At 65.5% G+C, this 23051-nt stretch carries 19 protein-coding genes; 5 read left to right on the plus strand and 14 right to left on the minus strand.

Translation table 11 applies throughout. The features are described from left to right. Positions 1-684 precede the first annotated feature (684 nt). Positions 685-1737 (minus strand): 5-methyltetrahydropteroyltriglutamate--homocysteine methyltransferase, encoded by a 1053-nt coding sequence (locus ACE3SL_RS09875; protein WP_374525566.1) that lies wholly within the window; start codon positions 1735-1737, stop codon positions 685-687. An 84-nt stretch (positions 1738-1821) separates the two neighbouring features. Here ACE3SL_RS09875 and ACE3SL_RS09880 point away from each other — a divergent pair, with 84 nt between their 5' ends. Then, positions 1822-3387: a long-chain-fatty-acid--CoA ligase gene (locus tag ACE3SL_RS09880; RefSeq protein WP_374525567.1), complete on the plus strand. Its 1566-nt coding sequence runs from the start codon at positions 1822-1824 to the stop codon at positions 3385-3387. A 540-nt stretch (positions 3388-3927) separates the two neighbouring features. Here ACE3SL_RS09880 and ACE3SL_RS09885 read toward each other — a convergent pair. Genes ACE3SL_RS09885 through ACE3SL_RS09905 form a run of 5 tightly spaced genes read right to left on the minus strand, consistent with a single transcriptional unit; the run spans position 3928 to position 7571 of the window. Continuing rightward, on the minus strand, positions 3928-4521 hold the full coding sequence (locus ACE3SL_RS09885; protein WP_374525568.1) for a VOC family protein: 594 nt from the start codon (positions 4519-4521) through the stop codon (positions 3928-3930). Between the two features lie 11 nt (positions 4522-4532). Then, the gene (locus ACE3SL_RS09890; protein WP_374525569.1) at positions 4533-5150 is read right to left on the minus strand and encodes a glutathione S-transferase family protein; all 618 of its coding nucleotides are present in this window, start codon (positions 5148-5150) and stop codon (positions 4533-4535) included. A 47-nt stretch (positions 5151-5197) separates the two neighbouring features. After that, on the minus strand, positions 5198-5851 hold the full coding sequence (locus tag ACE3SL_RS09895) for a carboxymuconolactone decarboxylase family protein (RefSeq protein ID WP_374525570.1): 654 nt from the start codon (positions 5849-5851) through the stop codon (positions 5198-5200). A gap of 11 nt (positions 5852-5862) precedes the next feature. Next, the gene (locus ACE3SL_RS09900) at positions 5863-6261 is read right to left on the minus strand and encodes a nuclear transport factor 2 family protein (protein ID WP_374525571.1); all 399 of its coding nucleotides are present in this window, start codon (positions 6259-6261) and stop codon (positions 5863-5865) included. A 14-nt stretch (positions 6262-6275) separates the two neighbouring features. Beyond that, a complete protein-coding gene (locus ACE3SL_RS09905) occupies positions 6276-7571 on the minus strand; it encodes a spinster family MFS transporter (RefSeq protein WP_374525572.1) in 1296 nt (431 codons plus the stop codon). A gap of 107 nt (positions 7572-7678) precedes the next feature. On the opposite strand from ACE3SL_RS09905, the gene ACE3SL_RS09910 reads away from it, so the two are divergent. Then, positions 7679-8446, plus strand: a complete 768-nt coding sequence (locus tag ACE3SL_RS09910) for an SDR family NAD(P)-dependent oxidoreductase (protein WP_374525573.1) — start codon at positions 7679-7681, stop codon at positions 8444-8446. Between the two features lie 90 nt (positions 8447-8536). Here the strand turns inward: ACE3SL_RS09910 and ACE3SL_RS09915 are convergent, their stop codons facing one another. Further along, a complete protein-coding gene (locus ACE3SL_RS09915) occupies positions 8537-10801 on the minus strand; it encodes a TonB-dependent receptor (protein WP_374525574.1) in 2265 nt (754 codons plus the stop codon). Positions 10802-10920: 119 nt separating this feature from the next. Between ACE3SL_RS09915 and ACE3SL_RS09920 the strand changes: the two genes are divergently transcribed. Continuing rightward, positions 10921-11424 (plus strand): DUF3237 domain-containing protein, encoded by a 504-nt coding sequence (locus ACE3SL_RS09920; protein ID WP_374525575.1) that lies wholly within the window; start codon positions 10921-10923, stop codon positions 11422-11424. A 94-nt stretch (positions 11425-11518) separates the two neighbouring features. Here ACE3SL_RS09920 and ACE3SL_RS09925 read toward each other — a convergent pair whose 3' ends face one another. Next, complete coding sequence (locus ACE3SL_RS09925; protein WP_374525576.1) at positions 11519-12676, minus strand: CaiB/BaiF CoA transferase family protein; 1158 nt, start codon at positions 12674-12676, stop codon at positions 11519-11521. A 118-nt stretch (positions 12677-12794) separates the two neighbouring features. Here ACE3SL_RS09925 and ACE3SL_RS09930 point away from each other — a divergent pair, with 118 nt between their 5' ends. Continuing rightward, complete coding sequence (locus tag ACE3SL_RS09930; protein WP_374525577.1) at positions 12795-13700, plus strand: hydroxymethylglutaryl-CoA lyase; 906 nt, start codon at positions 12795-12797, stop codon at positions 13698-13700. Positions 13701-13706: 6 nt separating this feature from the next. Here the strand turns inward: ACE3SL_RS09930 and ACE3SL_RS09935 are convergent, their stop codons facing one another. Next, positions 13707-14177, minus strand: coding sequence for a DUF3237 domain-containing protein (locus tag ACE3SL_RS09935; RefSeq protein ID WP_374525578.1), 471 nt, complete (start codon positions 14175-14177; stop codon positions 13707-13709). A gap of 61 nt (positions 14178-14238) precedes the next feature. Further along, positions 14239-16425 (minus strand): TonB-dependent receptor, encoded by a 2187-nt coding sequence (locus ACE3SL_RS09940; RefSeq protein ID WP_374525579.1) that lies wholly within the window; start codon positions 16423-16425, stop codon positions 14239-14241. A 144-nt stretch (positions 16426-16569) separates the two neighbouring features. On the opposite strand from ACE3SL_RS09940, the gene ACE3SL_RS09945 reads away from it, so the two are divergent. Next, positions 16570-17943, plus strand: a complete 1374-nt coding sequence (locus tag ACE3SL_RS09945) for a spinster family MFS transporter (RefSeq protein ID WP_374525580.1) — start codon at positions 16570-16572, stop codon at positions 17941-17943. Positions 17944-18153: 210 nt separating this feature from the next. Here the strand turns inward: ACE3SL_RS09945 and ACE3SL_RS09950 are convergent, their stop codons facing one another. From ACE3SL_RS09950 to ACE3SL_RS09965, 4 genes are all read right to left on the minus strand, one after another. Next, positions 18154-19299 (minus strand): NAD(P)/FAD-dependent oxidoreductase, encoded by a 1146-nt coding sequence (locus ACE3SL_RS09950; RefSeq protein WP_374525581.1) that lies wholly within the window; start codon positions 19297-19299, stop codon positions 18154-18156. A 44-nt stretch (positions 19300-19343) separates the two neighbouring features. Further along, entirely contained in the window at positions 19344-20771 is a 1428-nt protein-coding gene (locus tag ACE3SL_RS09955; RefSeq protein WP_374525582.1) for a CapA family protein, read from the minus strand. 81 nt (positions 20772-20852) lie between these two features. Then, positions 20853-22346, minus strand: coding sequence for a sensor histidine kinase (locus ACE3SL_RS09960; protein ID WP_374525583.1), 1494 nt, complete (start codon positions 22344-22346; stop codon positions 20853-20855). Between the two features lie 5 nt (positions 22347-22351). Next, positions 22352-23017, minus strand: a complete 666-nt coding sequence (locus tag ACE3SL_RS09965) for a response regulator (protein WP_374525584.1) — start codon at positions 23015-23017, stop codon at positions 22352-22354. Positions 23018-23051: the final 34 nt, after the last annotated feature.

Genomic DNA, 23051 nt, shown 5'->3' on the forward strand with positions numbered 1-23051 from the left:
ACCACTGTCTCCACAATCAACATCCCGTTCTCGCCAACTGATCAAAACCAGTCGGCCGACTATATCCCCGGGATGAAGGGGTCCTTTTTGCACGCCGATCACCCCACGAAGGGGGTGCCTATTGCACGCTGATCCTCAGCCAGGGTGAGCGCGCCCGGAAAACGGGGGCGCTTCATCCTTTGCCATTGGCGATTCGAATCAATTTGTTCGCTGCGTTGTAAGCTGTCGTGGATAGTCATTCGATCCCGAGTTTTGCCCACATTCATTCCCACACTTGAAGAATCCGTTCGGCTTGGATCGCTGTGGACGCGTGGGGACATCAACTCCCGTAAAACCTAAGTTTTGTAGGCATCCAGCGGACGGTCGGGGACGCTAGGGGAGGTAAAAATGGAGAAGAGTAAATGTCTCCATTTTAACATATAAATATCTGATATTCTTTGACTTTATCGCTCCATCTTCTCTTTTTTCACATGCATTCCCACACGTTTCCGTCCGCATTCGTTCGCCCGTCGGCAAGATCGTCCCGCATCGGGGCGAGAGGCGTGGCGAAGTTCATACCACCCTTCACGGGTCGCTTATCGCCATTCTCGACTTTGCAAACGATGCTCCGCAACCCGAGGTCAACCAAGTTATAACATCGGCGGCCCCCGGATTGGCGGGGATGATGAAATATTGTTGCTGCGCTTATTTGAGTTCCGCCCGTACCAGCGCGGCTCCATCGACCATCGCCTTCAGCTTGGCCTGGCTATGCTCGCGGCTGTGGTATTTCATTCCGCAGTCGGGCGCGATCCACAGGCGTTCGGCATCGACATAGCGCAGCGCCTCGCGGATGCGGCCCGCGACGACCTCGGGCGTCTCGACGTCGGGCACCGACAGGTCGAGCACGCCGTACATGATCGTCTTGGTCGGCAGTTCGGCGAGGATCGACGGGTCGAGCCCCGGCTGCGCCGCCTCGATCGAGATCACGTCGATCGCCGAGGCTTCGAGCTCGGCAAGGAAGTCATAGGCTTTCGGCTTCGGCCCCGTCGCGCCGGCGCCATGATGCACCATCGCATAGCCGAAGCATATGTGCAGCGCCGTCGTCCCGCCGACGCCGTCGAGCGCGCGGTTGATCGCCTCGATCGCATAGCTGTTCGCTTCTGCAGCGCGCGCCTGCAGATAGGGTTCGTCGAGCTGGACGACATCGACGCCGGCTGCGAACAGATCTTTCACTTCGGCGTTGACCGCGTCGGCATAATCCATCGCGAGCGCTTTCGCGTCCGGATAATAGCCGTTCTCTGCCTGCTGCGTCATCGTGAATGGGCCGGGCAGGGTAAGCTTCACCGGCTTGGTCGAATGGCGGCGGAGGAATGCGGCGTCTTGCGACTCGATCGGTGCGACGCGACGGATCGGACCGGAGACGAGCGGCACCGGATTGGCGTTGCCGGTGCGGTCGATCGCGGTGCCGTGCTTTTCGGTGTCGATGCCTGAAAGCGCGGTCGCGAGGCGGTTCGAATAGCTTTCGCGGCGCATTTCGCCGTCGCCGACGATGTCGATTCCCAGCTCCTCCTGATCACGGATCGCCATCAGCGTCGCGGCTTCCTGCGCATCGGCCAGCCAGGGAGCGGGAATGCGCCACAGCGTCTCGGCGCGCACGCGCGGCGGCAGGCTGGCCTTCAATCGCTCGCGGTCGATCAGCCAGTCGGGCTGGGGGTAGCTTCCGACGATCGTCGTCGGCAATATGGGATGGTCGAACAAGGCTGATCCTCTCGATTTTTAGGCTGGTCAGTATTTACTTAGTATTCTATCCAATTCAAGCGAAACAGACGGTGGGAGAGCGAAATGATCGATCTGGAGGCCATCAGGACATTGGCGGACATTCCCGCAGCGCAGGCGCGAGCGCGCGGCGATGCGGTCGCGGTGAAGTTCGGGGACCGCGAGACGAGCTTCGCCGAACTCGACGCGCGGTCGAACCGCGTGGCGAATGCGCTGATCGCCTCGGGCGTCGTACCCGGCGACCGCATATCGGTGCTGACCAAGAACCATGATGGCTGGTATCCGCTCTTCTTCGGCACCGCTCGGGCGCGGGCGTGCCTCGCGCCGGTCAACAACCGCCTCGCGGCGGGCGAGATCGCCTTCATCCTCGGCGACGCTGGGCCGAAGCTGCTGTTCGTCGGCGAGGATTTCTTCGATCTGGCGCTTGCCGCGGTCGCCGGTCTTGCGAGCCCGCCGCGGCTGGTCGCGCTCTATGGCGACCATCCGGCGTTCGAGCCGTTCGAGGCGTGGCTGGGCGACGCCGCCGCGGCCGCGCCGGCGGACGAGCCGCAACTCGGCGACGATGTGCTCCAGCTCTACACGAGCGGCACCACGGGGCGGCCGAAGGGCGTCGTGCTCGCGAACCGGAATTACCGCCGCTTCCTCGAAATGGCGACCGAGGTCGATGGCTTCGCTTATGGCGAGGATGAGACGGTGATGATCGTCATGCCGCTGTTCCACGTCGCGGGGACGAACGTCAGCTTCTCCGGCCTCGCGCAGGGCGGGCGGCTGGTGTTGGTCAAGGATTTCGCCGCGGGCGACGCGATCCGCATGATGAGCGAGGAGCGGGTCGCGCACGCGTTTCTGGCCCCGGCGATGATCCAGATGATGCTCCAGCAGCCCGAGGCCGAAGCGGGCGATTATTCGGCGCTGCGTTCGATCGCCTATGGCGCGTCGCCGATCGCCGAGGATGTGCTGCGCCGCGCGCGGACGACCTTCGGCTGCGATTTCGTGCAATTCTACGGCATGACCGAAAGCTCGGGCGGCGGTTCCTATCTGTCGCCCTCGGCGCACGACCTGCCGGGCAAGCTCACCTCGTGCGGCCAGCCTTGGCCGGGGACCGAAATGGCGATCCTCGACGGCGAAGGTCATCCGCTCGGCGACGGCGAGATCGGTGAGATCGCGATCCGCGGCGACATCGTGATGAAGGAATATTGGCACCGGCCGGAGGCGACCGCCGAAACGGTGGTCGGCGGCTGGCTGCACACCGGCGACGTCGGCTTCCGCGATTCCGACGGCTTCTACTTCGTCCACGACCGGATCAAGGACATGATCGTGTCAGGGGGCGAGAATGTCTATCCGGCCGAGGTCGAGAGTGCGATCATGGGCTGCCCCGGCGTCGCCGACGTCGCGGTGATCGGCGTCCCTGACGACAAATGGGGCGAGGCGGTAAAGGCGCTGATCGTGCCCGCGCCGGGAGCGACGGTCGAGGCGAGCGATGTCATCGGCTGGGCCCGCGACCGCATCGCGGCCTACAAGGCACCGAAGAGCATCGACTTCATCGACGCGCTGCCGCGCAATCCGTCGGGCAAGGTCCTCCGCCGCGAACTGCGCGCGCCCTATTGGGAAGGGCGCGACCGGGCGGTGGGGTAAAGGCGAAAGCGCGGGATGCCCGCTTCGGGATGAAGTCCGCCTCCTGGTGGCGGGACGAGCCGTTGCTCGTGGCTGGCGCTTGGAGCCGCAAAAGCCCCGCCTATGCGCTCCGTTTTTTGTCCTTTGCGGCTTCAAGGGCTGTCTCGCCGTGTTCGGAGCGAGCTTAAAGCGACAAAAGATACCGATGCGGGCGCCGAAACTGTCTCCTTTGTCGCCTTAGGAGCGGTTCGCCAAAGCCGATGATTTCAAAGAGCGGCGTAGAGGCTGGCAGGCCGCGATAAAGTAGGACAGCGATTTTTTGGGATTGGCGGAGGGCGGCTTTGGGGTGGGGAGCGGACATATCCCACCTTCGTCATTCCCGCGAAAGCGGGAACCCAGTGCGGGGTCAGCCGACGCATGCTCGGGGTTCCCGCTTTCGCGGGAATGACGATGCTATGCGATACCAAAGCGTCGCTTTTCGGCCGAAATCTGCCCGCCCGCAAAAAAATGGCCCGGCGCAGGACCGGGCCAGGAGGAGTTCCCAGTGGTACCTTGGGACTTCTATTCGGCGGGCACCGGCGAGCGGCCGACGATCATGCCTTCGCGCTTGGTGCCGTCGGCCTGCACCGGATCGTGCGCGATGTCGTGTTCGTCGAGCGCACGGGTCCAGGCCGCGAACTCCAGGCACACGCCGTCGGGGTCGAAGAAATAGACCGAGCGGACATAGACGTCGTCGTTCATTTCGGGCGACGCCTGGTTCGGCGAATTGTCGTGGTTCAGGATCGGCGTGACCTCGACGCCCTTGGCGATCAGGCGCTGATAATAATCCTCGAACTTGTCGGCGCGGACGTTGATCGCGATGTGGTTCATCGATCCGTGCGCCGACACGAAGCTGCCCTTCGTCGGGAGCGCCGCCGGGGCCGAGATGCCGGGCACCGCTTCGGGCGCGTCGGGGAACCAGAAGAAGGCGAGGCTGTCGCCGTTGCCGATGTCGAAGAAGAAATGCTGTCCGCGGCCCTGTGGCAGGTCGATCGTCTTGGTGAGCGGCATGCCCAGGATGTCGCGGTAAAATTCGACCGTCTTCGCCATGTCCTTGCACACCAGTGCGAGGTGATTGACGCCGAGGAATTCAAACTCGTTGTTTGCAGCCATCATCCGTCTCCTTTTCAATTGGGGTTGGCGCTCGGGCGGGCCTTCATCCGCTCGTACCAGCGCACGATATTAGCATTGGCGGGATCGATCGGCTGGCCAACGGTCGTGCCGAAATCGAGGAAGGCAAAAAGCAGGATGTCGGCGAGGGTCAGCGCGCCGCCGGCGATGAAATCGCGTCCCGTAATCAGCGGATCGAGCCAGCGCAGACCGTCCTGCGCGAGTGCCTTCAGTCCCGCCGCCGCCTCGGGCAGGCAGCGCATGCGCGGCTCGAACACCGGCAGTCCCTCGGCGAAGCGGAACCCGCTGGTCAGCGGCTCGCAAATCCTGATGTCGATGCGGCGCGTCCACATGCGGGTCCTGGCGCGCTCTTCTGCGGTCGTGCCGATCAGCGCGGGAGCGGGATAGCGCTCCTCGAGATATTCGCAGATCGCGGTGATTTCGGTCAGCACCGATCCGTCGTCGAGTTCGAGCGCCGGAGTCTGCCCGGCGGGGTTCACCTCGATATTATAGGGCGCGCGCCGGTTCTCGCCGCCGCGCAGGTCGATCATGACCTCTGGAAGCTCGATACCCTTTTCGGCCATGAACATGGTCACGACGCGGGGGTTGGGGCCGATGCTGTTATAGAATCTCATACGATCCTCTTCGCGAGTCTCTTAGCCTTTTTGCCTCAAACTGTCAATTAAGTTGACGGTTTCGTGGAGCGCGGCGCGCTGAGGAAGTCGGCGGCGTCGAAGCCTTCGGGCGCCGCGACCTCGACGATCGGGTCCTCGCGCGCATCGAACTCCATCCGCAGCGCGCGGGTGATCACCGCGTGCATGTCGTAGAGACAGGTGATGTAGGTGAATTCGAAGATCTGCTCGTCGTCCCAGAAGGTCTTCAATTTGTCGAACACTTCGATCGGCACGCGGCCGCCGGCCTGGCTCAGGCAGTCGGCATAGGCGAGGACGGCGCGCTCCTGCTCATTGTAGCAATCGGCGACGGTCCAATAGGCGATACCCGCGATCTTCTCTTCGCTGACGCCGAGCCCGCGGAGCGACTTGCAATGCTGCGAAAAGACGAACTGGCTGCCCTTGACCCAGCCGGCGCGGGTCTGGCCGAGCTCGCGAAGCACCGGGTCGATCTTGCGCGCCGGGTGGCGATAGACCGCAAAGCCGTCGACCGCGTGCTTGAAGATGTCGGGCGCGAGCGCATAGACGGTCCACCAGTCGCCGGGGGTGCCCGTCGCGGTGCCGGGCTCGGCGACGGGGTCGCGGTCGCCGAACAGCCGGTTGTAATAGGCGGTGACGGTTTCGTCGGTGACTTCCGAGCGGGGAACCTGGCGCAGGACGGGCATGATGTCGCTCCTCAGGCGTTGGCGAATTTGCGGAACTCGGCGACGCGCGCCGAATCGAAATATTCGTCGAGCCGCGTGATCCTGCCATTCTCGACCTTGCAGACGATCGCGCAGGGCAGGCGGACCTCGCCATCGTCGTGGACGCGCCTGCCGGTCAGGACATGCTGCTGGACGAAACCGCCGGGAAAGGCGGTAAGGCGGCGTTCGGCATATTCGCGGTCCTTGATCCGCGCGACCATGCCGGTGAGCGCCTGCGCGGTCTGCGCCGGAGTGACGATCAGCTCGTCGGTATTGTGCCAGATTTCGGCGTCGGGGGTGAAGCTGTTCTGCATCGTCTCGATGTCGCCCTGTTCGATCGCGTCGAAAAAGCGCTTTGCCATCGCCAGGATATCGTCCTGTTCGGCCATCATCGTCTCCTCTTCCTTCATTCGGCGAAATCGCGTTCGAGGTGGCGGGTCATCGCATATTGGGCAAAACCTGCCGCCGCGGCGAACGGCACGATCGTCAGCAGCGCCCAGCGCAAGCTCCCGTCTCCGTGCGCGGCCTTCAGCGCGTCGCTGACCATGCCGACGAACAACGGCCCCAAGCCCAGCCCGACGATGTTGAACATCAGCAGCAACAAGGCAACCGAGGTCGCGCGCGATCCCGGCGGGGTCAGGTTCTGGACCAGCGCCAGCGCAGGGGCGACATAGACAGTACAGGCGGCCATCGGCACCAGCATCAGGGCCAGCGACAGCCGCCAGTCTTCGACCAGCAGCGCCGCTGCCAGCGTGGGGACGAGGACCAGCGTGGCGAGCGCCGGGATCGTGCCGTAGGCGCGGGGCGAACGCCGCGCGACAAGGCTGACCAGCCAGCCGCCGCCGAGGATGCCGATACCGAAGGTGATCCCCGCGGCGCTCGCGTACCAGGTCGCCATCGCCTCGAGCGGCATCTTCTGCGTCCGCATCAGGAAGGCGGGAATCCAGTTGAGCATCCCATAGCTGACGAAGGCCGCGAGGCCGCTGCCGATCAACACCATGCGCAGCGAGGGCCGGCGGACGAAGTCGGCGAAGCAGGCAGCGAAGGTCGGGCTGGCGTTGGCTGCGGTCCTGGCGTCCATCTGCCCGCGCGCAGGCTCGCGCACCAGCCAGATCAGCAGCGGGGCGAGGACGACGCCGACGAGCCCGACGGCAAAGAACGCCTGGCGCCAGCCGATATGCGCGGCCGCCCAGGCGCCGAACGCGGTGCCGAGGAAAACGCCGAACGGTCCGTTGAGGGTGAAGAGGCCCGATACGAAGGGGCGCTGCGCGGGCGGATAATAGTCGGCGAGCACCGAGAGCGAGGGAGCGGTGCCGCCCGCCTCGCCGGTGCCGACGCCGAAGCGCATCAAGGCGAGTTGCCAGAAGGTCGATACCATGCCGCAGGCGGCGGTGAAGCCGCTCCAGATCAGACAGGCGATGCCGACGAGCTTCACCCGGTTCCAGCGGTCGGCGATCATCGCCACCGGGACACCCATCGCGGCATAGAAGAGTGCGAAGGCGAGGCCGGTGAGGAGGCCGAACTGGGTGTCGGTGAATTGCATTTCGGCGCGGATCGGCTCGACGAGAACCGATAGAAGCTGGCGGTCGAGAAAATTGATCGTGCCGACGAGGAACAGCATGACGAGCGCGACCGTGCGGCGAATGCCGAGCGCGGTATCGGGCGGCGCATTGCCCGCTGCCATCACGCCGGTTTGCGTCACGTCTCTCTCCAGAAATCCGATTCTTGTCTTGCAAAAATACTTAGATATTTAAGTTTATCTGTCAACGTGGTTTGCGGCCATCGGAACAGCAGAGCGGGAGAGAGACCATGGATATCAAGGGCAAGCGCGCGATCGTCACCGGATCGGCATCGGGTATCGGGCGCGCGACGGCGCTGATGCTCGCCGAGCGTGGCGCGGCGGACATCGCGCTCGTCGATGTCGATGCGGCGGGGATCGAGGAAAGCGCGCGGCTGGTCGCGGCGCGAGGGGGCAGAGCGAGCGTCCACCGGCTCGACCTCGCCGATATCGCCGCGACCGAGACGTGGTTCGCGGCGCATGGCGATGGCGATATCCTGCACAATAATGCCGGCGTCGTGTCGGGCGCGAACCAGTTTCCGGAGATGCCGGTGGACCGCATCGGCTGGGTCGTCGATGTCAACCTGACGTCGCTCGTCGTCGCGACCCAGATCGCGGCGCAGGCGATGCGGGCGCGCGGCGGCGGAGTGATCGTCAACACCGTATCGACCGTCGCGCTCGGCCCGGGCTTTCGCGACGCCATGTATGCGACGACCAAGGCCGGGGTGATGATGTTCACCCGCTGCTGCGCTTCGCTGAAAGAGGAATGGAACGTCCGCGTTGCAGGGGTATTGCCGGGGCTGACCGATACGCCGATCCTGCACACGACCGGCGGCGACCGCGCAGCCGACTGGATGGCGCCGGTGCTCGCCAATAACGAACGCTGCCGGCCTGAGGACATTGCCGCGGCGGTGATCGACCTGATCGAGGATGACGAACTCGCGGGCGGCGACTGGGTCGCGGTGCGGCGCGAGAAGGGGGCCATCACCCGGCAGTGGGGGCATGATACGCCGCTTTGAGGTCCCGAAACGAACATCCCCTCCCCCGCGAGGCGAAGGGGATGTCGGGATGCGACGCCTGAAAAGGGACTGAGGCGTCTGAAAGCCAGCCTAGAATTTGAAGCCCGCCTCGACCGCGATGTTGCGCGGCGGCTCGACGAACATGATGGCGCGCGCCGAGGTGGTGATCGGGACGGGCAGGCGGAAGGCGCTGCCGGTGGTCAGCTTGTCGGTCAGATTCTTGCCGATCACCGCGATATGCCAGCGATCGTCCTGCGGCGCGAACTGGATGCGCAGGTCGAGCTTCGCATAGCCGTTCTGATAGCCGTAGAGCGGGCTCTGGTCGTCCGAGTTGAAGAAGCCCGAGCGGCCGCCGAGCACCGCCGTGCCGTCCAGCTTGTAATCGCTGATATCGACGCGGCCGTGGACCGAGATATTGCCCGTGAACTTCGACGTATAGGGCAGACGATGGCCGGCGAGGTTGTTGTTCAGGAAACTGGCGGGATTGGCCGGGTCGGTGATCGTCGTGTTGCATTCCGAAAGCGGTTGGGTCGCCAGGCACGGTGCTGCCGGATAGTCATCGTATTTGATGTCCTGATAAGCCCCCGACGCGGTGATGTCGAAATAGCGGCTCGGCGCGATGCGCAGCGACGCTTCGATACCCTTCGCCGTCGCCGACGCCGCATTCTTGGTGATGTATGTCGAGGTGGCCGGGTCGTATCCCGAGGTCTGAAGGTCGGAGAATTTCGTATTGTAGACCGACAGATTCAGCGTCGCGCGGTCATCCCACAGCGTCGATTTGATGCCGGCTTCCCAGTTGCGCGAGCGTTCGGGCTTATAGACGAAGGTCGCATCCTTGGTGCCGAGCGTGTTCGACACGAAACCGCCCGATTTCGAACCGCGGCCATAGACCGCATAGACCATCAGGTCGCGCGACACGTCGTACTGGACGGTGATCGACGGGTCGGTGAGCCCTTCGCGGATCGAGCCCTGGGCCGAGGTCAGCGGACGGAAAATCTTGCCGCCGAGCAGCTTGCCCGAGAAGGTCGCGTCCTTGTGGGTGTTGGTATAGCGCAGGCTGCCGATCACTCGCAGGCCATCGACAGGGCGCAGCGTGGCCTGAGCGAAGGCCGAGAGCGTCCGCGAATTCTGGTGGAAATAGGTCTGGTTCAGCGAGACCAGATTGAAGGCCCGGATGTCGTAATAGAGGTACGGGTCGACGTTATATTTGGCCGTGTCGTAATAAGCGCCCACGACATATTCCAGCGTGCCGCCGGTCGGCGACAGCAGGCGGACTTCCTGTGAGAATTGGTGGAAATTCTCGGGATATTTGTTGGCGACCGAATTTTCGACGATCGTCGGGGTCGCGGTCGGCGTCATCTGGTCGAAATAGTTGGTGACCGAACCGTTGAACCACGAATAGCCGGTGATCGAGGTCAGCGTGTGGTCGCCGACCTTCAGATTGGCGACGACCGAGCCGAGCACCGACCGATTGAGATAGCCCTCGCGGCCGAGCGGATATTCCTCGGTATAGCGCGTCAGCTTCGGCTGCTGTTCGGTGCCGACGGGGCTCGACACGCCGAGCCCGCCGATCCGCTGATAGTTCGACATTTCGAGCTTTGCGGTGAGGTCGAAATCGTCGCTCGGTTCCCACAGGGCGCTGACGCGGATCAGTGCCAGCTTGTTGCGCGGATCGTCGCGGCCGGTGCCGATATTCTTGATATAACCGTCCTGATTCTGCAGCCGCGCCGCGACGCGCATGCTCAGCGTGTCGGTGACGGGGCCCGAGACATAGCCGGTCAGATCATAACCCTTGAGGTCGAAATTATAGGTGGCGGTCGCGCCGCCCTCGAAGGTCGAGGTCGGGCCGGCGCTGACGACGCTGACCGCGCCCGCCGGGGTATTCTTGCCATAGAGCGCGCCCTGCGGCCCGCGCATCACCTCGACGCGCGCGACGTCGAAGAAGGGGTTGAGCGCCTGGCGCATCTTGCCCGCGTAGATGCCGTCCATATAGACGCTGACCGCCTGGTCGAACGAGAAGTTCTGCGGCGGCGAGCCGAAGCCGCGGATATAGATAGTGTCGTTGCCGTTCGTCTGCTGGACGAAGACGTTCGGGACGTAATTCTGCACCGCCTTGAAATCGACCGCAGCGAAGTCGGCGAGTTTCTCGCCGCCCACCACTTCCATCGAGATCGGCACGTCCTGCAGGTTCTGCGCGCGCTTCTGCGCGGTCACGATGATCTCGTTGGTGCCGGCATCGTCGGCGGGGGCGGCCGCGTCGCTTGCGGCGGCGTCCTGCGCCATCGCCGGCACCGCGCCGGCGGTCATCGCGGCGATCGCAACGCCGGTCAGCAAAAACGATTGAAGAAGCTTCATATACCCTCCCATGGATGCACGCCGCGGTACCGGAGCAATCATCCGGATCCGTCAATCTGATTGACCCTTAGTATACTAATGGTTTTATACTGTCCATAGCTTTGACAGGAGGATTCGGCATGACTGAGCAAGATCGGACGCCCGCACCGACGGGATTGGAAAGCAAACACTTATGCACCGTCGAGTTCGACGTCGGCGGCGGAATTATCGCGATCGGCGCCTCGCCGTTCGGCGAGCAGCGCGTCGGCTACGTCACCGGCGGGCGTATATCGGGTCCGCGAATCACCGGCGAAGTCCTGCCCGGCGGCGGCAACTGGCCGCGCGGGGGCCGGATCGGCGACGCGTCGGTGGGCACCTTCGATGCGCGCGCGGTGTGGAAGACCGACGAGGGCGACCTCATCTATCTGACCTATACCGGGCGCAGCCTGATCCCCGACGACGTCCGCGCACTCTTCGCCGATCCGGCGAAGCCGCCGGTCGATCCGTCACGCTATTATCTGCGGATCGCGGCGGTCTTCGAAACGGCGAGCGAAAAATACCGCTGGCTGAACGGAACGCTTGCGATCGGCGTGGGTGAGGTGACCGACTTCGGGGTGCGGCACGTCTTTTACGAGATCGGGTGATCCGCCAATCGTCATTGCGAGCGAAGCGAAGCAGTCCAGAGCGGTTTATGCACCTCTGGATTGCTTCGCTTCGCTCGCAATGACGGAATCAGGCCTAGCGCTCGAGCCAGCGTCCGAGCACGTCGGCCGTGTCCTGCCCCACTCCAAGCGGGGCGGGGCGGCGGACCCCGCCAGGGGTCGCCGACAGTTTCGGGAAGACGCCCTGCATCCTTATTTCGCCGAGTTCGGCGTCGGGGACGGTCACCAGCGCCTCGCGCGCCGCGAAATGCGGGTCGGTCAGCATGTCTTCGGCGTCGTAGACTCGGCCCGCGGGAACGCCGGCCGCGATCATCTTCGCTTCGAGTTCGGCGATGGTCATCGTGCCGGTCCATTCGCCGATCAGCGCGTCGAGTTCCTCCTGCCGCGCGCCCCGTGCGCGATGGGTGGCATAGCGCTCGTCCTGCGCGAGCTCCGGGCGCCCCATCGCGTCGGCCAGCCGCGCGAACACGCCGTCCTGGTTCGCGCCGATCAGATATTCGCCATCGCGGCACGGATAGACGTTCGATGGTGCGATGGCGGGCAGGGTCGATCCGGTGCGGCGGCGCTTCGTCCCGCTCGCCGAATAGTCGGAGACGGTCGATTCCATGACCTGCAGCACCGCTTCATACAGCGCGGAATCGACGATCTGGCCTTCGCCCGTCCGGCTGCGATGATGGAGCGCCGCAAGCGCGCCCATGCAGCCATAGGTCGCCGCGAGCGTGTCGCCGATCGACACCCCCATGCGCGCGGGTGGAAGGTCGGGATAGCCGACGATCCCGCGCCAGCCGCCCATCGCCTCGCCGATGCCCCCGAAGCCGGCGCGCTTTGAATAGGGGCCGGTCTGCCCATAGCCCGACACGCGCACGACGATCAGCCCAGGATTGGTCTTGCGCAGCTCGGCGGGATCGAGGTTCCATTTCTCGAGCGTGCCGGGACGGAAATTCTCGATCAATATGTCGGCCTTCGCGATCAGGTCGCGCGCGAGTTGCTGGCCTTCCGCCGACCGGAGATCGACCGCGACCGAATATTTGTTGCGCGCGATCACGCGCCACCAGCTCGGCTTGTCGCCCTGGCCCCAATGGCGCATCGGGTCGCCGGTTTCGGGCGGCTCGAGCTTGACGATTTCGGCTCCCATGTCGCCGAGCAGCTGGCCGCAGAAGGGGCCTGCGATGAGTTGTCCCATCTCGACCACCTTGATGCCGTCCAGCGCTCCCCCGCTGCTCGTTTCCGTCATGTCATTCCTTTCGGGGCTAACTCTGTTAGAGCTTCATCGCTTACCCATGGCGCAAATATACTTAGAATGCTATGCAATTTTCAACCTGCTAAATGACTCGGGAAAATCGGGGCCCAAGATGTTGAAAAACCGGACGGTAGAAATGGTCGAGGTCGGCCCGCGCGACGGGTTGCAAAATGAGGCGGCGATCGTGTCGACCGCCAACAAGCTCGCGCTGATCGAGCGCGCGATCCATTATGGCGTGCGCCGGATCGAGGTAACGAGCTTCGTCAACCCGAAGAAGGTGCCGCAGCTCGCCGATGCCGATGATCTGGTTGCCATGCTGCCCCATCGCGATGACATGACCTATATCGGGCTGGTTCTCAATCGCCGCGGTGCCGAGCGTGCGCTCGCGACCGGGCGTATCGACGAGCTGGGCGCGGTCTGCGTGACCAGCGACAGCTTCGGCATCCGCAACCAGGGGCAAAGCTCGGATGAATCGCTCGCCGCCGCGATGGAGATCGTCGCGCTGGCAAAAGCGGCGGGGCGCAGCGGGCAGATCACGATCGCGACGGCATTCGGTTGTCCGTTCGAGGGGCGGGTCGCGGTGGACCGCGTCGTCGAAATGGCGAAGCGCGCCGCCGAAGCGGAGCCGCGCGAAATCGCGCTCGCCGATACGATCGGCGTCGGCGTTCCGGCCGAGGTGTCGGACATGGTGGGCCGGGTCCGCGAGGCGGTGGGTGCGTTGCCGGTGCGGGTCCATTTCCACAACACGCGCGGGACCGGCGCCGCCAATGTCTGGGCGGCAGTGAACGAAGGCGCGGCGGTGGTCGATGCCTCGCTCGGCGGGCTCGGCGGCTGCCCCTTCGCGCCGGGCGCGGCGGGCAATGTCGCGACCGAGGATGCCGTCTATCTGCTCGAACATGGCGGCGTCGCCACCGGCCTCGACCTGCCAGCTATCGTCGATGCGGCAGGCTGGCTCGCGGGGGTGATGGGACGCCCGCTGCCGGCAATGGTCAGCAAGGCGCCCGCCTTTCCGGCCTGATCCGCGCTACAGCAACTCGAACACGTCGTAGCATACCGCGCCCCCGACGCTGGCGCCGAGCCCGACCGCGACGATGTCGTTGAGCCACGCATAGCGCTCGTCGCCGGTCTCGAACATCGGCGTCGTGCGGAAATAGACTTCGGCCTTTTCCTCCACGGTCTGCGGGCCGCCGCTGCGCGCATGTTTGTGCGCGGCCGACAGCGGGCGCAGCACGCCGCGATAGGAGACATAGATCAGCGCGCCGTCATGCGTTTCCATCGTGATGCGCGCGTCGAGCCGCAGCGTGTCCTTGTCGTCGATCGTCGCCCAGTCGCCGCCGCTCGGCATCACGCGGCCACGGAGGCGCTCGCCCTCGACCTCGCCGCCGGTCAGCGCGGCGATCATCCGGCGCCCGAAATGTGCCTTGCCGATCATCTGCTGCGGCTCGGTGAAGCTCGCGCGGTACGAGCAGAGATAGCGGAAACGGGGTTCGTCCATCGAATAACCTCTCGAACAGGGGAAGCCCGGCGGCGCACCATGTGCTGCCGGGCTACGGACTCTAGATTTTGAACGCGATCGTCGCGCCATAGGTACGGGGCGGTGCATAGGGTGTCAGAATCTGGCGAAAGGGGCCGAAATAGGTGACATAGGTCGGCGTCAGTTCGTTGGTCAGATTCTTGCCCCAGATCGAGAATTCCCACTCGTCGCCCGGCCCCGACAACGATAGCCGCGCATCGAGATTCTCGTGGCTCGGCCAAAGCTGTTGCGGGATGTTCGACGCCTCGAAATAGGCGTTGCCGACCCAGCTGTAATCGACCCGCAGCTTCGCCGACAGGTCGCCGGCGGGGACCTCGTACTGGCCGCCGACGTTGAACTTGTTCTTCGGCGAGCGCGGGAGCTGGTTGCCGGCGTAGTTCTGGCCGGGGATCGTATATTCGGTGAATTTCGCGTCGAGATACGCATAGCTGCCGTCGAGCTGGAAGCCCTCGAACGGGCGCACGACCGCCTCGACCTCGATCCCCTTGATCCGCGCCTTGGCCGCGTTGCTGACGACGACGCAGCAGAGCGGGATGAGCTGCGAGATCTGGAGGTCCGAATAATCGGTGCGGAACGCCGCGACGTTCAGCCGCAGGCGGCGGTCGAACCAGTCGGTCTTCGCGCCGACCTCGTAGCTCCAGGCGAATTCGGGGTCATAGGGAGTCGAGGCGCCGGCTGCGGTGCCTGAAATTCCCTGGAAGCCGCCGCTCTTGTAGCCGCGGGCGACCGAGCCGTAGAGCAGGATGTCGTCGGTCGCTTTCCAGTTGAGCGCGAAGCGCGGCGTAAAGGCCTTCCAGCTCTTTTTGCCGGTCACGTCATAGCCGGCGAGCGATCCCAGCGGCGGCGGCAGGCCCGGGCCGTCATCGGCCTTGAAGCCCGCGAAGCGGCCGCTCTTGCGCTCCCAGGTCATGCGCGCGCCGACGGTCGCGGTCAGCGACGGGACGATTTCATAGTCGAGCTGGCCGAAGACCGCGATGCTGCGCGCATTGACCGACTGCGGATAGATGCCGGTGCCCGAGCCCGCGGGGGTCGGGAAATCCTGAATCTGGCCCTCGACGCGGTCGTTATTCTCCTTGAGGTAATAGACGCCGGTCTGCCCCTTCAGCTTGCCGTCGAAGGCATCGAAGCTCAGGCGGAGTTCCTGGCTGAACTGGCTGTTGTTCTCCTCGCCGAAGCTCGTCGATTCGATCTGGTTCGGCGGGTTGATCGGGTTGCTGAAGAAGGGGGTGACGAAATTGAACTTCACCTTGCGCAGCGCGGTGAGCGAGGTCAGCGTGCCGAACGGCAACTCCAGATTGGCCTCGGCCGAATAGGTCTGGATGGTGCGCTTGACCTCGCCGTCGATATAGGCATTCACGACGCGCGGATCGGGATTGATGCCGGCGCAGTGGATGCCGCCCTGAAAGCTGGTGTCGCAATTATTGTGGCGCGGATTGCCCTTCTGGTCCTGATGCGAGACGTCGGCGCGCAGGATGATGTCGAGCGTGTCGGTCGGCACGAAGCGCAGCGCGACGCGCCCCGTCGTCAGGTTGAGGTCGTTGACGTCATGGCCCGTCGTCTCATTATATTCGAAGCCGTCGCGCTGCTTGTGCGACAGCCCCGCCGACAGATAGATTTTGTCGGTCAGCGCCATATTGCCGCGCGCGATCCCGCCGAAGCGATTGTAATTGCCGTAGGTGCCCTCGAAATAGAAGCTTTCCTCGTCGGTCGGCTTGCGGCTGATGAACTGGACGAGGCCGCCGATCGCATTCTTGCCGAACAGCGTGCCCTGCGGTCCCCGGAGCACCTCGACGCGTTCGAGGTCGAGCGCGTCGAGGTCGGGGGTGCCGCCGCGGCCGGCATAGACGCCGTCGATGAAGACGACCACCGACGGGTCGCCGCCGGCGTTCTGGCTGATGCCCGGCGGGCTGCCGATCCCGCGCATCGCGAAATTGGTGTTGATCGGATCGACCGCGCTGACTGCGAGGCCGGGGGTGCGTATCGCAACGTCCTGCACCGTTTCGATGCTGTTGTCGCGAAGCTGTTCGGCGCCGAAGGCGGTGACCGAGACCGGCACGTCCTGCAGCCGCTGTTCCTGCCGCTGCGCGGTCACGATGATGTCGCCGCTGGTATCCGGGGCCGCGTCCTGCGCCTGCGCGGCGGCGGGGATTATCGTTATCGCCGCGCCTGTCAGAAACAGGGCGGACCGCTTGCGTCCGATTTTCGCCATCTCTCTTCTCCCAACCCGTTTATTATTTTGCGTCCCGATCCTGCTTGACTCGGTCACAAATTTACTTAGTTTTCTAAGTAAGTGTTTTTATATATCAGGCTGACTTGCCATGCAAGAGCGAGCGGCGTTCGGGAGAGGACTTCGATGGCGACACAGAGTGCGGTCGGCGGATCGCGGCAGGAGAGGGACGCTGGTGGGAGCGGCGCGTCGCCCGTATGGCCGCGCCCGGCCTATGGCTGGTATGTCGTTGGCGTCCTGCTGATCGCCTACACCCTGTCCTTCGTCGACCGGATGATCCTCAGCCTGCTCGTCGCGCCGATCCGAACCGCGCTCGACATTTCGGATACCGAGGTCAGCCTGCTCATCGGGCTCGCCTTCGCGCTCTTCTATACGCTGCTCGGGCTCCCGATCGCGTGGATCGCCGACCGCTGGAACAGGCGGAACCTGATCCTCGTCGGGGTCGCTCTATGGTGCGTGATGACCGCGGGGTGCGGCTTCGCAGGGAGCTATGCGACCCTGTTCCTCGCGCGCATGGGGGTCGGGGTCGGCGAGGCGGCGCTGTCGCCCGCTGCCTATTCGATGCTCAGCGACACCTTCCCGCGCGACCGGCTGGCGCGCGCGATGGCGGTCTATTCGATCGGCGTCCCGCTCGGCTCGGGGATCGCGATGATCCTTGGTTCTTTCGTTGTGCAGGCGGTACTCGCGGCGCCGGTGGTCGATCTGCCGCTGATCGGGCCGGTCGAGGCGTGGCGCACCATCTTCCTCTGGGTCGCGGCACCGGGGCTGCTCGTCTGCCTGTTGCTGCTCACCGTGCGCGAGCCCGCGCGGCAGGGCGGCGCGAAACCGGAAGGGAAGGGCGCCGCGCCGGGCTTCCTGACGCACCTCAAGCGGCAGCGCGTCGCGCTGGGCGCGCTGTTCGTCGGCATGTCGCTGATCGGGCTGGTGATGTACGGCATGATCGCCTGGGTGCCGACCTTCTTCGCGCGCACCCATGGCATGGATGTCGCGACCGCCGGATTCTGGTTCGGGATCATCATGGCGACCGGCGGCGCGGCGGGCCTGATCATGGGCGGGATGCTCGCCGATCGCCAGTTCGGCCGCGGCGTCGCCGACGCGCACCTGCGCGTCATGCGCTTGTCGATCCTGCTCGGGGGGCCGCCGTTGCTCGCCGCGATGCTGATGCCGGGCGCGACGGCCGCCTTTATCTGCCTCGCTGTCGCCTTTCCGATGCTGACGATGCACGGCGTCGGCACGGTGGCGTTGCAGCTCATCACCCCGAACGAATATCGCGCCCGCGTCACCGCGCTCTATTTCTTCGTCGTCAATCTGACCGGCCTCGGCTTCGGGCCGATGCTGATGGCGCTGCTGACCGATCATCTGTTCGGCAGCGACGGCGCGCTCCGCTATTCGATCGCGCTGGTGACCGGGGTCGCGCTGCCGCTTGCGGCGGTCATCCTGACGATGGGCTTTTCCGCCTATGCGCGCGCGCTTGCGAAGGCGACCGACGAGGCATCTTGAATATGCTGCAAAAAGCGCCCACATCCTGATCACCGTCAACAAGCGAAAGGAGGTGGTCTGATGTCTCATTGTCGAATGCCGCGCGCGGCAGATCTTCTGGGCATGGCCTCCGTCGCGGGGGTCTCGCTCGACTGAGCTTTCCGCGTCAGCCAAGACAATGGAAGGGCCGCCCGATAGGGCGGCCCTTCGCATTTTTAGCGGAGCAGTTGGTCAATCCGTCGCGTTGCCGAGCCCGAGGCGTTCCACGGCCAGATCGGCGCGATTGACGCCCCAATCCGCCAGTCCGGCGGGCCAGCCTCCACCCGTGATCAACGCCTCCGCCGCCGCTGCCATGGCGGGGGCAGTCTGCAGGCCATATCCGCCTTGGCCCGCCAGCCAGAAAAATCCATCCGCATCGGGCGCGAAGCCGGCGACCGGGATGCGGTCGTGCGTGAAGGTGCGCAGCCCGGCCCAGCTGTGGCTGATCCGCCGGACGGTGAGCGAGGTGTAATGTTCGACCTTTGCTGCCGCGAGGGCGATGTCATATTCCTCGGGCTGGGCGTCGGCCGGTTCGCTCGGGACTTCATCGACCGGGCAGGCGAGCAGGCGGCCCGATTCGGGTAGCATGTAGAAATCGTCGATCGCGGTCTTGGTGAAGGGCCAGTCGCCGATCGCCTGATCCGGCGGCGCATCGAAGACGATGATCGTGCGGCGTAGCGGCTGGAGGCCGAGCGGTGCGACGCTCGCGAGACGCGCGATCTCGTCGCACCAGGCTCCCGCGGCATTGACGAGGATCGGCGCGGAAAAGCGATCGCCGGCCGCCGTGGTCGCAACCCAGCTCGTCCCCTCGCGCGCGATCGCGACGACGCGGGCGCCCGCGATCGACTGCCCGCCGCCGCGCTTGATCGCCGTGCGATAATCCTGCTGCAGCGCTTCGCTGTCGAGACGGCGCGCGGTCCGGTCGAGCACCGCGGCGACGATCCCGTCGCCGCCGCAGCGCAGCACCGGCACGATGCCGCGCACGCCATCGGCGTCGAGCCGCTCGAGCCCGTCGCTATAGGGCCGCATCTCCGCCTCGAGCGCATCGAGGCCTGCGAGCATTTCCGGCGGGGCGATGAACAGCGCGGGCGAGGGGCGCGACAGCGCGGTGCCGTTCGCGCCCGTGGTTTCGAAATGGGCGCGGCTGAATGCCGTCATGCCGCGCACGACCGATTTGCCGATGCCGAAATGATAATAGGTCGCGCTGCGCCCGCTCGAATGATAGCCGAAGCTGTCCTCGGCCTCGAGCAGGATGGTTCGCCCGTGCGGGGCGAGCCGCGCGGCGGCCGACACCCCGGCGATGCCGCCGCCCACGATCAGAAAATCGGCTGTCTGCAATTCCCGTTCCTCTCGAACAATGGCCGGTGCGGCGCCTGATTATCCTAGTTCGCGGCGATTCGGATGACGCCGACGCCCTTTACGATGTCGATCCGCGTGCCAAAAGGCGCCGACAGCCGCTGGAGCCGTTCGAGGATGCGGGCGCCGGTCGCGGCGTCGGCCATATGCGGCACCCCGCGCGCCGCGCCGGTCGCGGTGACGCCGAGGTCGATCGGATAGAGGCGCACCTCGGTCAGCCGTCCGTCGCGAAAATGGGTGGTCGCGATCACCGATTCATAAAGGTTGGGATCGGAAAAGCTCTTCGCGTTGCGCGCCTGGAGCAACTCGGGGGTCGTGACGCTGCCCGGTGTGACGCCGAACTGGTCGAACATGTCGGCGGGCACGTCGTCGAGCGAATTGTTCATCATCGCGAAGTTGCCGAGCGAATAGAAGATCGGCTTGCCCTTATAGATTTCGATGCCGCGAAGCTGGTGCGGCCCATGCCCCATATAGACGTCGGCGCCCGCGTCGATGATCTGGTGGGCGAGGCCGGGCGCGAAGTCGGCAGGGGTCTGGCTGGCGTTGCCGGGTTCGTGGTTGTGCAGTGAAAAGACGACGAAATTGCCGTTCTGCCTGGCCTGCCGCACCGCGAGCAGATTGGCGGCGAGATCCTTCTGGTTGAGGTCATAGCCGATCGTCATCGGGGTTGTCGGCGCTTCGACCGCGCGAAAGTCGCGGCCCTTGATCCGCACCGGGGCGCCCGGCTTCGTGCCGGTGATGCGTGCCAGCACCGCGAGGTCGGCTTCGGAGACCTGTCCGACCTCGGTGCTGCGGATCGTATTGGCGCCGGGGCGGCCGGGCACCCGGCCGAGCGGATCGGCTGCGGGCGTCATCGGGGTGAAGGTGGTCGTTGCCGAGACAAGCGCGACGCGCCCCTGCGGCCCGTCATAATAAGCGGGCGCCCGCGCTTCGGCCATCGTCCGCCCGGTCCCGGCGCGCACCAGATGCGCGGCGTCGAGCAGCTTCAGCGTCTCGATCATTCCCTCGACGCCCCAGTCGGTCGCATGATTGTTGGCGTGGCCGACGATGTCGATCCCCATGGCGGCGACGTCTTTCGGCACCGCCGGATCGGCGAGCATCCAGGTGCCGCCCGATTCGGCCTGCGGCGATCCCTTGAAGGTGGCGAGGTCGAGCGCGGTCGTCTCGAAATTGCCGAAGGTCACGTCGGCGCCGCGCAAGATGCGCAGCATGTCGGGCGCCTGCTTTTCCAGCGTCGCCAGCATCGGGCGCAGATAGATGAGGTCGCCGACCGCGGCGAGGCTGAAATCGCCCGCGATCGGCGTGCTGGGGACCGGCGCGGTTTCGAGCGTTTCGCCGCCGCGCGGCTGGGCCTGCACCGAAGCCCCGGTCAGCGCGATCGCGGCGGACCCGGTGAGCGCCAGCAGGCGCAGCGCCCCGGATCGGGCAAAGGGACGGGCGAAACGGATCGACATGCTGATGCTCCCCTGATGTGAAGCGACAGCGGATAGACGGTGGCGCTGACACCAACCTGTCACCGTCCGGGGACCTAACTGTTAATCGGCGCGGAGAAATCGCACCGTCACGCAGAGGCCGCGTCCGGTCCGGCCATCGGCCAGTTCGATCGCTGCGCCCATACGCTCGGCCAGCGCGCGCGCGATCGGGAGGCCGAGCCCGGTTCCGGGCGGCTGCCCGCGGCCCTGGATGCGATAGAAGCGATCCCACACCTTCTCGCGCTCCGGTTCGGGAATGCCGGGGCCATCGTCGTCGATCTCGACCAGCGGCCCGCCCGCGCCGTTGGTCAGGCGGACCGAAACCATTCCGCCCGGACGGCTGTAGCGGATCGCATTGTCGAGCAGATTGCCGATCAGCTCGGCGGCGAGCGTCGGCTGGCCCATCGCCATCACCGGACTCTCGTCGTCCTTTTCATAGCTGATGACCCGGTCGGCCGCGGCCTGCGCCGCGCGCTCGCCGGTCACGCCGGCGGCGATGTCGGCAAGATCGAAAGGTTGCACGGAGATCATACCCTGATCCTCGCTCCGCGCGAGCGCGATCAGCTGGCGCAGCAATTGCTCCAGCGTGTCGATGGCGTGGGGAATGTCGATCAGCGCCGCCTGACCCTGCGGCGATTGCGGGCCATAGCGTTCGAGGACATCGAGCTGCACCCGCACCACCGCCAGCGGGGTGCGCATCTGGTGCGAGGCGTTCGAGGTGAACTGGCGCAGCGACTCGCTCGCACGCTCCAGCCGCGCCATCAATCCGTTGAAGGCCGCGACGAAGGGGCGGATTTCGGTCGGGGTGGCCGCATCCGCATCGAGCCGGACCGTAGGAGAGGCGGCGCGCCGGGCCGCTTCGACCTGTTCGGTCAGCGTGCCGAGCGGACGCAAGCCCCAGCGGATCGCCAGCCAGAACAGCAGGCCGGTGACGATCAGCGCCGTCAGCCCGATCATCAGGACCTGACGCAGGAAGGCGCGTTCGTGCGCCAGACGGTCGTCGATATAATCGGCGATCTGGATCGCGATCAGCCGGTCGTCGCCATGTGCGCGGCGGATTTCCAGCGCTATGCGGGCAGGCTTTCCGTGCAGCATGCCGTCGCGCAGATAGGCCGCCTGCGTCACCTCGCGCGCGTCGGCGGGGTCGAGATAGCCGCGCACCAGCTCGGTCCGGCGATAGGCGTTGCTGAAGGTGGTCGGCGGATGGCGGTCGATCGTGCCGTCGCCGGTCGGGCTATAGTCGGCGGGCGGGCGCAGCGAAGCGTCGCCCGCGATCAGCTGGTCGCCGCGCCAGACGCTATAGTGAACGACCGGGCGGGCGCGCCGTTTCAGCAGGTGGATCGCGAGCGGTACGAGCCGTTCGCGGTCGGCTGCCGGACTGTTGTAGGCGAGGCTCAGCGTGCGCACCGACCCGATCAGCACCCGGTCGACGGTGTCGGCTTCGTTGTTGCGCGCGACCAGCGTCGTGATGATACCGAAGAACAGCACGAGCGCGGTCAGCGGCAGCAGGACCGCAGCGGTCAGGCGAAAGCGCAGCGAGTGGGGCAGGCGGCGCACGGGCGCTAGTCCGTCTCGATCATATAGCCGAGTCCGCGGACGGTGCGGATTGCGGGGCCCGACGGCTGCAGCTTGCGGCGAAGGCGGCCGACATAGACCTCGAGCGCGTTGGGTGTGACCGCATCCTCGAAATTGAAGACCTCCGCCGCCAGCCTTTCCTTCGGGATCACCTTGCCCGGCCGCCCCATCAGCGTTTCGAGTACCGCCAGCTCGCGGCGGCGCAGGTCGATGATACGGCCGTCGAGCGATACGGTGCGGCTCGACCGGTCGAACTCCAGCGCGCCGATCCGCAGCACCGGGTCGGCGGTGCCCTGGCTGCGCCGGACGAGCGCGCGCAGGCGCGATTCGAGTTCGCGCGGGCTGAACGGCTTCGCCATATAATCGTCGGCGCCGCGGTCGAGGCCGGTGACGCGGTCGTCGATCATGTCGCGCGCGGTCAGGATCAGGATCGGCGTCGCGACCCCGCGCGCGCGGAGTGCCCCCAGCACATCGAGCCCGTCGATGTCGGGCAATCCGAGGTCGAGGACGATGGCGCTATAGGGTTCACGGTCAGCGAGTTGCAGCGCATCCTCGCCATGGGCGAGGCTGTCGACTGCGAAGCCCGCCGCTTCCAGCGAGGCCGCCATGCCGCGCGCCAATCGCTCGTCATCTTCCACCACCAGCACGCGCATGTTCGACCTCGCTCCGCCTCCCCGGTTTCGCATC

Origin of the sequence: Sphingopyxis sp., from assembly GCF_041916015.1 — a bacterium.
Classification (GTDB): Bacteria; Pseudomonadota; Alphaproteobacteria; order Sphingomonadales; family Sphingomonadaceae; genus Sphingopyxis.

Excerpts from the sequence above, each read along its gene's own strand:
- ACE3SL_RS09880 (WP_374525567.1), top strand. The coding sequence starts at position 1,822 with ATGATCGATCTGGAGGCCATCAGGACATTGGCGGACATTCCCGCAGCG.
- ACE3SL_RS09885 (WP_374525568.1), bottom strand. The coding sequence starts at position 4,521 with ATGATGGCTGCAAACAACGAGTTTGAATTCCTCGGCGTCAATCACCTC.
- ACE3SL_RS09890 (WP_374525569.1), bottom strand. The coding sequence starts at position 5,150 with ATGAGATTCTATAACAGCATCGGCCCCAACCCCCGCGTCGTGACCATG.
- ACE3SL_RS09895 (WP_374525570.1), bottom strand. The coding sequence starts at position 5,851 with ATGCCCGTCCTGCGCCAGGTTCCCCGCTCGGAAGTCACCGACGAAACC.
- ACE3SL_RS09900 (WP_374525571.1), bottom strand. The coding sequence starts at position 6,261 with ATGATGGCCGAACAGGACGATATCCTGGCGATGGCAAAGCGCTTTTTC.
- ACE3SL_RS09910 (WP_374525573.1), top strand. The coding sequence starts at position 7,679 with ATGGATATCAAGGGCAAGCGCGCGATCGTCACCGGATCGGCATCGGGT.
- ACE3SL_RS09915 (WP_374525574.1), bottom strand. The coding sequence starts at position 10,801 with ATGAAGCTTCTTCAATCGTTTTTGCTGACCGGCGTTGCGATCGCCGCG.
- ACE3SL_RS09920 (WP_374525575.1), top strand. The coding sequence starts at position 10,921 with ATGACTGAGCAAGATCGGACGCCCGCACCGACGGGATTGGAAAGCAAA.
- ACE3SL_RS09925 (WP_374525576.1), bottom strand. The coding sequence starts at position 12,676 with ATGACGGAAACGAGCAGCGGGGGAGCGCTGGACGGCATCAAGGTGGTC.
- ACE3SL_RS09930 (WP_374525577.1), top strand. The coding sequence starts at position 12,795 with ATGTTGAAAAACCGGACGGTAGAAATGGTCGAGGTCGGCCCGCGCGAC.
- ACE3SL_RS09935 (WP_374525578.1), bottom strand. The coding sequence starts at position 14,177 with ATGGACGAACCCCGTTTCCGCTATCTCTGCTCGTACCGCGCGAGCTTC.
- ACE3SL_RS09940 (WP_374525579.1), bottom strand. The coding sequence starts at position 16,425 with ATGGCGAAAATCGGACGCAAGCGGTCCGCCCTGTTTCTGACAGGCGCG.
- ACE3SL_RS09945 (WP_374525580.1), top strand. The coding sequence starts at position 16,570 with ATGGCGACACAGAGTGCGGTCGGCGGATCGCGGCAGGAGAGGGACGCT.
- ACE3SL_RS09955 (WP_374525582.1), bottom strand. The coding sequence starts at position 20,771 with ATGTCGATCCGTTTCGCCCGTCCCTTTGCCCGATCCGGGGCGCTGCGC.
- ACE3SL_RS09965 (WP_374525584.1), bottom strand. The coding sequence starts at position 23,017 with ATGCGCGTGCTGGTGGTGGAAGATGACGAGCGATTGGCGCGCGGCATG.